This is a genomic window from Streptomyces sp. NPDC002144 (assembly GCF_053593695.1).
In genome coordinates this window covers 198,927-207,958 of sequence record NZ_JBSFDB010000017.1, presented here as the reverse complement: position 1 = coordinate 207,958, position 9,032 = coordinate 198,927, and the positions used below count along the sequence as shown (strand labels likewise).

At 72.6% G+C, this 9,032-nt stretch carries 7 protein-coding genes and 1 pseudogene; 3 read left to right on the top strand and 5 right to left on the bottom strand.

Going from position 1 to position 9,032, the window contains the following annotated elements; all coding sequences use genetic code 11:
* Positions 1–96: 96 nt before the first annotated feature.
* Positions 97–540 carry a hypothetical protein gene (locus ACWCQ1_RS25795; RefSeq protein WP_133041698.1) on the bottom strand — a complete coding sequence of 148 codons (444 nt, stop codon included), beginning with the start codon at positions 538–540 and terminating at the stop codon, positions 97–99.
* 170 nt (positions 541–710) lie between these two features.
* Positions 711–1,331 carry a hypothetical protein gene (locus ACWCQ1_RS25790; protein WP_358603093.1) on the bottom strand — a complete coding sequence of 207 codons (621 nt, stop codon included), beginning with the start codon at positions 1,329–1,331 and terminating at the stop codon, positions 711–713.
* Between the two features lie 175 nt (positions 1,332–1,506).
* Between ACWCQ1_RS25790 and ACWCQ1_RS25785 the strand changes: the two are divergent.
* Positions 1,507–1,828 (top strand): annotated as a pseudogene (locus tag ACWCQ1_RS25785) (helix-turn-helix domain-containing protein); the annotation flags it as partial.
* Between the two features lie 1,909 nt (positions 1,829–3,737).
* On the opposite strand, the gene ACWCQ1_RS25780 reads toward ACWCQ1_RS25785, so the two are convergent.
* Both ACWCQ1_RS25780 and ACWCQ1_RS25775 read right to left on the bottom strand, forming a co-directional pair.
* Positions 3,738–5,480: a pyruvate dehydrogenase gene (locus ACWCQ1_RS25780; RefSeq protein ID WP_358603102.1), complete on the bottom strand. Its 1,743-nt coding sequence runs from the start codon at positions 5,478–5,480 to the stop codon at positions 3,738–3,740.
* Positions 5,481–5,545: 65 nt separating this feature from the next.
* A complete protein-coding gene (locus ACWCQ1_RS25775) occupies positions 5,546–7,408 on the bottom strand; it encodes a protein phosphatase 2C domain-containing protein (RefSeq protein WP_451027478.1) in 1,863 nt (620 codons plus the stop codon).
* Between the two features lie 203 nt (positions 7,409–7,611).
* Between ACWCQ1_RS25775 and ACWCQ1_RS25770 the strand changes: the two genes are divergently transcribed.
* Both ACWCQ1_RS25770 and ACWCQ1_RS25765 read left to right on the top strand, forming a co-directional pair.
* Entirely contained in the window at positions 7,612–8,094 is a 483-nt protein-coding gene (locus ACWCQ1_RS25770; protein ID WP_133041694.1) for a DUF456 domain-containing protein, read from the top strand.
* 67 nt (positions 8,095–8,161) lie between these two features.
* Positions 8,162–8,530 (top strand): PPOX class F420-dependent oxidoreductase, encoded by a 369-nt coding sequence (locus ACWCQ1_RS25765; RefSeq protein ID WP_133041693.1) that lies wholly within the window; start codon positions 8,162–8,164, stop codon positions 8,528–8,530.
* 13 nt (positions 8,531–8,543) lie between these two features.
* Here the strand turns inward: ACWCQ1_RS25765 and ACWCQ1_RS25760 are convergent, their stop codons facing one another.
* Positions 8,544–9,029, bottom strand: a complete 486-nt coding sequence (locus ACWCQ1_RS25760; RefSeq protein ID WP_358603110.1) for a methylated-DNA--[protein]-cysteine S-methyltransferase — start codon at positions 9,027–9,029, stop codon at positions 8,544–8,546.
* Positions 9,030–9,032: the final 3 nt, after the last annotated feature.

The window sequence follows — 9,032 nt, the reverse complement described above, 5'->3', positions numbered from 1 at the left end:
GCAGCGCGGAAGCATGTCGCTTCCGCGCTGCGGCCGTTCCGGGCGGTCCTCACACCGCGGCCGGGGGCCACGGCGCGACGGTCACTTGCCGCACGCTCACTTGGCGCCGATGTGGAAGATCTTGTGGCTCGCGTTCATGTCGACGACCACCTTGGAGGTCACCCCGCGGCTCCAGGTCAGGGTGACGACGGCCTCCGTCCGGCCCGCCCTGGTGCCGGTCTCGGTGACCTTCCACGCCAGCGGCACGTTCTGGGCCCGCAGGACGCCGTCCGCGTGCTCGCGCTCCTCCCACTTGTTCAGCTCCTTCTGGAACGCGGGCGTGAGGTAGTGCGCGCGCAGGGCGGTGCCGAGGTTGCCGCTGTCCTCGTCGTACACCGCCTCGATGTAGGTGCCGTAGAAGTCGGCGATCCGGGTGAGGTTGTCGGTCGTTTTGCCGCTGACGCTGCGCGGGGCGCCGGCGGAGGCCTGGGCGGTGGCGCCGAGGCCGAGGGCGACGGCGAGGAGGCCGGCGCTGATGACGGTGCGGGTCTTGCTGCTCATGTCTGTTCCCCGTTTTCGGTTGCGTGTTGTTCGGTTGCGTGTTGTTCGGTTGCGTGTTGTTCGGTTGCGAGTTGTCGGTTGCGTGTTTTCGGTCGCGGTGTTGTGAGAGGTGCGTGGTCGGTGGGCGCCCTCCCGACCCCCGTGGCGGGAGGGCGGCCCCGGTCGTGCGGTCAGTGGAGCTTGTTCACGGCGGTCGTGGTCGTCTTCTTGAACGCCTTGACCGGCGCGTCCCGGAAGCCGCCCATCTGCCCCCAGTCGACGACGGTCACGGTCCTGCCGTCCCGGCCCACCGACAGGAGCCGGACGTCGGTGGCGCCCCAGGAGCTCTCGGTGTGCAGGCCGTAGACGTGGGCGCCCTCCTCGACGGGCAGGGTGCCGTAGTCCTTGAGGGTCGCCACGGTCTCCAGGTCCGCCTCCTCGATCCTGGCCGGGCAGGACGCGATGTCCTTGTTGAGCCGGGCGAAGCGGCCCTTCGCCGCGCTGACGCCGGGCAGTTGGACGCTGACCTGACGGGCGCCCGTGTCGAGGTCGGTGCGGAACTCCCGGTACCAGGTGTTCTGGCCCCCGCCGAGCGCCATGCTCAGGCAGCGGTCCTGTTCCACCGCCTCCGGTACTCCGGCGGTGACCTTGCCGGCGGTCCAGGACGACGAGGGGTGCGGCGGCAGGTCCGCGGCCGCCAGGAACCCCGGTGCCCGGGACGCGGCGTCCGCCGGTGGGGCGAGCGTCGTGCCGAGGGCGAGGCCCGTGACGGCGAGTGCGATGAGCGCGCCTGCTCGGGTGCGCTTGGACATGGGTGTCCCCCGTGGATGAGTGCATGGGTGTCGGAAGGTCGCCGCGACGGCGGATGGTCGGTCCGCCCTGGTCGGTGCGACACCAAGAGCATCGGCGCTGCCGGCGCCCCGGCGCAACGGCTGCCGTCCGATCGGCCTGGGTGGAACCATCCCAGCCCATCTGACGTGCAGGTATATGAGTGCCTGGGATGACGGGGACGACGGGGGACGACGGGGAGACGGGGGAACGGTGTCGACACGGGACGACGTCGAGCAGTTCGCGGCGCTGCTGCGCCGGTTGAAGGACCGCACGGACCGGAGCTACGGCTCGCTGGCGCGGCGCCTCAACATGAACACGTCCACGCTCCACCGCTACTGCGCGGGCGAGGCGGTGCCCCAGGACTTCGCCCCGCTGGAACGCCTGGCCGCCTTCTGCGAGGCGACGCCGGAGGAACGCCTCGAACTGCACCGGCAGTGGCTCCTGGCGATAGCGGCACGCCAGCGCCCCCGCACCCCGGAGGAACAGCCCCCGACCGCCACCGCGCACACGTCCCTGCCGAAGCCGCCGGCTTCCCGCCCCGACACGGCCGCCGCCCTGACGGATGATCCGCTGGCTTCCCTGCCGGGCGCACAGGTTTCCCCGCCGGGTGCACAGGTTTCCTCGCCCCAGGCACCGACTTCCCTGCCGGGCGCCCATGTTTCCTCGCCGGAGTCAGCGACTTCCGTGCGGGACGCGCGCGTTTCTCTGCCGGAGTCACCGACTTCCCAGCGGGGCGCGGGTCTTTCCGCGCCGCAGCCTCCCGCCTCCGTGCCCGGCGGGGCCACTTCTGGGAACGAGCCGCCCGCTTCCATGTCCAGCGCGGATACTTCCCCGCCAGGACCTCCCGCCTCCCTGCCCCGCACGGCCGCTTCCGAGAGCCAGCCGCCCGCTTCCATGTCCAGCGCGGATACTTCCCCGCCGGAGCAACCCGCCTCCCTGCTCGGCACGGCCGCTTCCGAGAGCCAGCCGCCCGCTTCCATGTCCGGCGCCGCTGCTTCCCCGCCGAGGCCACCCGCCTCCCTGCCCGGGGCGGCTGCTCCTCTGTCCGGGACGACACCCGCTTCCCCCTCCTGGGCGGCTGCTCCCCCGTCAGGGACGGCGCCCGCTTCCCCGTCCGGGCCGTCGGCTCCCTTGTCGAAGGGACTCGCTCCCCGTCCCGAGACGACCGGTCCCGGGACCGAGACAGCCGCGCGCGAGCTGGAGACGACCGCTGCCGTCGCCCACGGAACCGGGCTCAAGCTCGAGACAGCCGCGCGCGAGGCGGAGACGACCGCTGCCGTCGTCGACGGAAGCGGGCCCGAGCTCGAGACAGCCGCACGCGACGCGGAGCCGACCGCTTTCGTGGGCGGGGGAACGGATCGCCGGCCGGAGGCAGTTGGTTCCTCTCGCGACACGGCCGCTCGTCAGGGCGAGCACGTGGCGGGTGGTAACGGGGTCACCTCCGCCCACCGCCCCCGCCCCTGGTTCCGTCGGCGGCGGAGTCTGCTCGGCGCCGCCGTGGCCACCGTGCTGCTGGCGACGCTCGGGACCGTCTCGGCGCTGTCGGAGGACGGGGCGCGGGACGGGTCCGCCAGGACACCGTCCGGGCCGTCGCGTACGACGGAGGCCGGCGCCCGCCGCGCCCCGTCGCCCGGCGGCGCGAGCAGCAGCCCCTCCCCCGGCGCAGGCACGGCCTCCCCCTCGACGGGCAGTACGGCGTCGCCCACTCCCCCGTCGCAGGACGCCCCGCCGGTGAAGGACAAGGCTCCCGCGCCCACCGCTGTCCCTCTCGCCCTGACCGTCGACTCGCAGGTCTGGCAAGGAGGGTGCGGCCAGAACTACGTGATCGACAAGGCGCCGGCCGAGGTGCCCCCGCCGCCGGTGCCGCAGGACGCCGCGGTGTGGGCGGCGACGCAGAACGCGGTGCAGGGGCGGCAGTCGACGGTGGAGATCTCGGTGCAGGGGAAGTCGTCGACGGCCGTCGTGCTGAACGCCCTGCGCGTCCGGATCGTGGGCCGCGGCAACCCCGTACCCGGCACCGCGTACTCCATGGACGCGGGCTGCGGCGGCGGTCTCACCCCGCGCAGCTTCGCCGTGAACCTCGACGTCAACCGGCCCATCGCCCACCCGATGCCCGGCACCAACGACGGGGGAAAGCCGGCGCCCGCGGTCCAGTTCCCCTACCGCGTCTCGGCCCAGGACCCCGAGGTGCTGCTGGTCACGGCGACGGCCGAGACGTACGACGCCAGCTGGTACCTCGAGCTCGACTGGTCCTCGCAGGGCCGCACCGGCACGGTCCGCATCGACGACCACGGCCACCCGTTCCGCACCAGCGGCATCAAGGGCAAGGCCCGCTACTGGTACGGAACGAACGACGCGGGCGAACGCGCCTGGGTCCCCTACGACAACTAAGGCCGCGGCACATTGCGGATGTTGGAGCGGGCCATCTGCAGCATGCGGCCGACTCCGCCGTCCAGGACGATCTTGGATGCCGACAGGGCGAAGCCGGTCACCATCTCGGCGCTGATCTTCGGCGGGATGGACAGCGCGTTGGGATCGGTGACCACGTCGACGAGTGCCGGGCCCTTGTGCTTGAAGGCGTCCTTCAGCGCGCCGGCGAGATCCTTGGGCTGCTCGACCCGTACCCCGTACGCACCGCAGGCGCGGGCGACGGCGGCGAAGTCGGGGTTCTTGTTGGTGGTGCCGTGCGAGGGCAGCCCCGCCACCAGCATCTCCAACTCGACCATGCCGAGGGAGGAGTTGTTGAAGAGGACGACCTTGACCGGGAGGTCGTACTGCACCAGCGTCAGGAAGTCGCCCATCAGCATGGAGAATCCGCCGTCCCCGGACATGGAGACCACCTGCCGCCCCCGGTCGGTGAACTGCGCCCCGATCGCCATGGGCAGCGCGTTCGCCATCGAGCCGTGCGAGAACGAACCGATCACCCGGCGACGGCCGTTGGGCGAGATGTAGCGGGCGGCCCACACGTTGCACATCCCGGTGTCCACGGTGAACACGGCATCGTCGTCTGCAAGTTCGTCGAGTACGGACGCCACGTACTCGGGATGGATCGGCACGTGCTTGTCCACCTTGCGGGTGTAGGCCTTCACCACCCCCTCCAGCGCGTCCGCGTGCTTCTTCAGCATCCGGTCCAGGAAGCGGCGGTTGGACTTCTCCCGCACCCGCGGAATCAGACAGCGCAGCGTCTCGCGCACGTCGCCCCACACCGCGAGGTCCAGCTTGGAGCGGCGGCCCAGGTGCTCGGGCCGGACGTCGATCTGGGCGATCTTGACGTCGTCGGGCAGGAAGGCGTTGTAGGGGAAGTCGGTGCCGAGCAGGATCAGCAGATCGCACTCGTGGGTGGCCTCGTAGGCGGCGCCGTAGCCGAGCAGTCCGCTCATGCCGACGTCGAAGGGATTGTCGTACTGGATCCACTCCTTGCCCCGCAGAGCGTGCCCCACCGGTGACTTGATCTTCCCGGCGAACTCCATGACCTCGGCGTGCGCGCCGGCCGTGCCGCTGCCGCAGAACAGGGTGACCCGGTCGGCCGCGTCGATCATCCGGACGAGTTCGTCGATCTCGGCGTCGCCGGGACGGACCGTGGGCCGGGAGGTGACCAGGGCGGTCTCGGCGGCCTTGTCGGGGGCGGGCTCGGCGGCGATGTCGCCCGGGAGGGAGACCACGCTGACGCCGGAGCGGCCGACCGCGTTCTGGATGGCGGTCTGCAGCAGCCGGGGCATCTGCTTCGGGCTGGAGATCAGCTCGCTGTAGTGGCTGCACTCCTGGAAGAGCCGGTCGGGGTGGGTCTCCTGGAAGTAGCCCAGGCCGATCTCGCTGGAGGGGATGTGCGAGGCGAGCGCGAGGACCGGGGCCATCGAACGGTGGGCGTCGTAGAGGCCGTTGATGAGATGGAGGTTGCCGGGCCCGCAGGAGCCCGCGCACGCGGTGAGCTTGCCGGTGATCTGGGCTTCCGCGCCGGCCGCGAAGGCGGCGGTCTCCTCGTGGCGTACGTGCACCCAGTCGATGGCGGCGTTGCGGCGCACCGCGTCCACCACCGGGTTGAGGCTGTCGCCTACGACGCCGTACAGGCGCTTGACTCCGGCGCGGACGAGGATGTCGACGAACTGCTCGGCGACGTTCTGTTTGGCCATGGTGCTCTGCTGCCCCTTCGGTCTCCGCTGATCCCTCTGGGTCCATCAATTCACAGGCCGCGCGCTCACGCCTCCCAAACGGCAGCGGCCGTACGGTCGTCCGCGTACCCCTTGACCCGGACCTGGGTGTCCGCGAGGAACGCGGCGAGGCCGGGCGGGGTGGGTCCGGACCATCGGCCCGTCAGATAGCGGCACAGGTCCGGTTCACCGCGCAGCGGGTCCGCGAGGCCCGCGCTGCACATCAACAGGGTGTCACCCGGGCGGGCCACCGAGGCACGGAAGCGGAAGGGTTCGCGGGGCGGTTCGGGGGCCGGTTCGTAGGGGCTCGGGGGTGTGGGGATGCCGAGGTCCATGGTGAGGCGGTCGCCCTCGGGGGTCTCGGCGGGCAGCGAGCCGAAGCCGACGACCGGGTCGCCGGTGACCTCGGTGACGCGGGGCTCGATGTCCTGCCAGTCACCGTCCCTGAGCCGGAACAGTCCGCCCCCGCCGACGCCGAAGAAGACGCGGGTACGGCACTCCGGGTCGGCCGGCAGCAGCAGGCAGCGCAGGGTGGCGGAGTACTCCTCCGGCTCGATGCCCTGCTCGGCGGCGCTGGCGCGGAGCTTGCCGAGGCTGCGGTCGGTGAGACGGTGCAGACCCGACTTCAGATCACCGCGCCTCGCCGCCCGGATGTCCTCCGCGAGCCGGGCATGACTGCGGCCGACGGCCCGGCCGATCCAGTGGCAGGCCTCGGCGGCGGCACGGTGGGCTCCGGGGGTGGCGCGGGCGCCGGTGGCCATGGCGACGAGGATCAGCGCGTTCTCGGCGGTGCCGAAGCGGGCGGTGAGCAACGAGTCGCGGCGCGGTTCGCCCCGGTACCGCGCGGAGTCCCCCCGGACGGAGACGGCACGCAGGGTGCAGGCCCCGTACCGGGCACCGTCGAGCACGGTGTCGGCGACCAGATCATCGAGATCGTCCGGATCGGCGACGGGCAACGCGGTGGGCTCGGCCTCGTAGGTGGGCGGCCCGGAGCCGACGTAGTCGAGATGGTCGGCGGGGGGCGGGGGGAAGGTCGGCAGGCTGAGGTCGTCGGCGGGGGGCAGAGGAATGGCCGGCAGATCGAGGCGGTCGGCCGGAGGCGGGGCCGGGACTTCGAGGCGTTCGGCGGGAGGCGGAGGGAGGGTCGGCAGGTCGAGGTGGGTGGCGGTGCGGAGGACCGGGGGCCGGTCGGTCGGCGGCGCGTCGGGGGGCTGTGGGGCGGGGGCGGGCGGGACCGGCGGCGGGGGGTAGGGCACACGATCCTGGACCGGCGGTGCGCCGTCCCGCTGCGAACCGGAAGCCGCCCCGTCGCCGCGACCACCCGCGGCCGGGGTCCGGGCCGAAGCGCCCGCAGCTGAGCTGGGAGGCGGAGGGGCAGGACTGCCTGCGACCGGGCTCTGCGCAGGAGGGGCAGGGGTGCCAGGGGTGCCCGGCGGTCGGGCCGGGTGGACCGGGCTGCCCGCAGCGGAGGCCGGGGACGAGGGGTGAGGCGACCGGTCCTGGACCGGCGAAGCGCCGTCACTCTGCGGCCCGGAAGCCGCCCCATCGCCGCGACCACCCGCAGTCAGCCCGCCTGCCGGAGCGGACGGGCTGTCCGCGCCCGGGCGCTGGGCCGGGGGCCCGGTCGGCCGGGGGACCGCTTCGCGGGCGGGGTCCGTGCCGGTCGGTGTCCGGGACGTGGTGGCCGTCGTCGTCGGGGTCTCCGTCGACGTGCCGCTGCGCTGGGCGGGGACCACGTCGGCCCGTTCGCCCGGCGGCGATCCGTCGGCCACGGTCCCGGCCGCCGAGGCGAACCGGTCGTCCAACGTGTCGGCCGCGGGGGTCGGCCCCGTGTCCTCGGTGGAGTCGTCGTACAGCTGCCCCCACCAGTCGTCCTCGTGACCGGTGGGACTTCCCCCCTGCTGGCTCATGCCCCCAATTGTCCACCCCGGGGCCCGGATGAAAACGGGGCAACGGGAAAAACCGGTGCGGCACGCCGAGTCGAACGACATGTCGAGTGACACGTCGAACAGAAAAACGGGAAACAGGCCGCCGGACGGTTCCACCCCCGCCGACCGTACCCCGCACCGGATGCTGACCTGCGTTTTCTGTGTCCCTCCGGCACCCTGGGCACATGGGAGTGTGGGACCTCCTGCTGGTCGGTCTGGTCCTCCTGCTCGGCCTGTGCGGAGTGCTGGTGCCCGGGGTGCCCGGGTCGTGGCTGGTGTGGGCCGCGGTCCTGTGGTGGGCGCTGAAGGACCCGCAGCCGGTCGCCTGGTGGGTCCTGGTCGGCGCCACCGTGGCGCTGTTCCTCTGCCAGGGGGTCCGCTGGGCGTTGCCGCCCCGCCGGCTGCGGGCGAGCGGTGCCACGCCCAGGATGGCGGTGTACGCCGGTACGGGCGCGCTCCTCGGCTTCATCCTGCTTCCCGTGCTCGGCGCGATCCCGGGCTTCATGGCCGGCGTCTACCTCGCCGAACGCCTCCGTCTCGGCCGCCACGGCGACGCGATGGCGGCCCTGCGCAGGGCGATGCGCTCGGGCGGCGCCGGCGTCCTCGCAGAACTGTTCACCTGCCTGCTGATCATGGGCGCGTGGCTCGGCGCGGTGATCGCAGGATGACGTAGGTCCCGCGGACTAGGCCGAGGATCCGATGTGGAGGCGCGGCGGGCGTGTTTGGGTGAGGGGCATGAGCGAATTCAGCGAGGCCGAGCGCGCGTATCTGAAGTCGCAGCGGCTGGGACGGCTGGCCACCGTCGACCCGCACGGGCAGCCGCAGGCGAACCCGGTCGGCTTCTTCCCGCAGGACGACGGCACGATCCTGGTCGGCGGGTACGCCATGGGCCGCACCAAGAAGTGGCGCAACCTGCGGGAGAACCCGAAGGTCGCGCTGGTCGTCGACGACATCGTCAGCCTGCGCCCGTGGAAGGTGCGCGGCATCGACATCCGCGGCGAGGCGGAACTCCTCACCGGGCCGCACGAGTTGGGCCCGCACTTCAGCGAGGAGGTGATCCGCATCCATCCGCGGCGGATCCACAGCTGGGGGCTGGAGGACTGATCCGCCGCCGCGGCTACAGGCAGCCCTCCAGGGTGAGCAGGCGCACCTTCCGCTCCAGCCCGCCCGCGTAGCCGGTCAGTGAGCCGTTCGCGCCGATCACCCGGTGGCAGGGCCGGACGATCAGCAGCGGATTGGCGCCGATGGCACCGCCCACGGCCCGTACGGCGGCCCGGGGCGCCCCGATCCGTGCGGCGATGTCGCCGTACGTCGTGCTCGCCCCGTACGGCACCAGGTCCAGGGCGTTCCACACCCGTTCCCGGAACTCGCTGCCCGCGGTGCTGAACGCAAGCCGGAACTCCTTGAGTTCGCCGGCGAAGTAGGCGGCGAGCTGTTCCTCGGCGGCCCGGAAGGCGGCGGGCTCGTGCCGCCAGCCCTCCCGCACCGCGGGGCCGTTCTTCTGTCCCGGCACGGAGACGGAGGTGAGCGCACCGGCCGGGTCGGCGGTGAGCAGCAGCGGGCCGAGGGGGCTGTCGACGCGGGTCCACACGGTGGTCGTCACAGG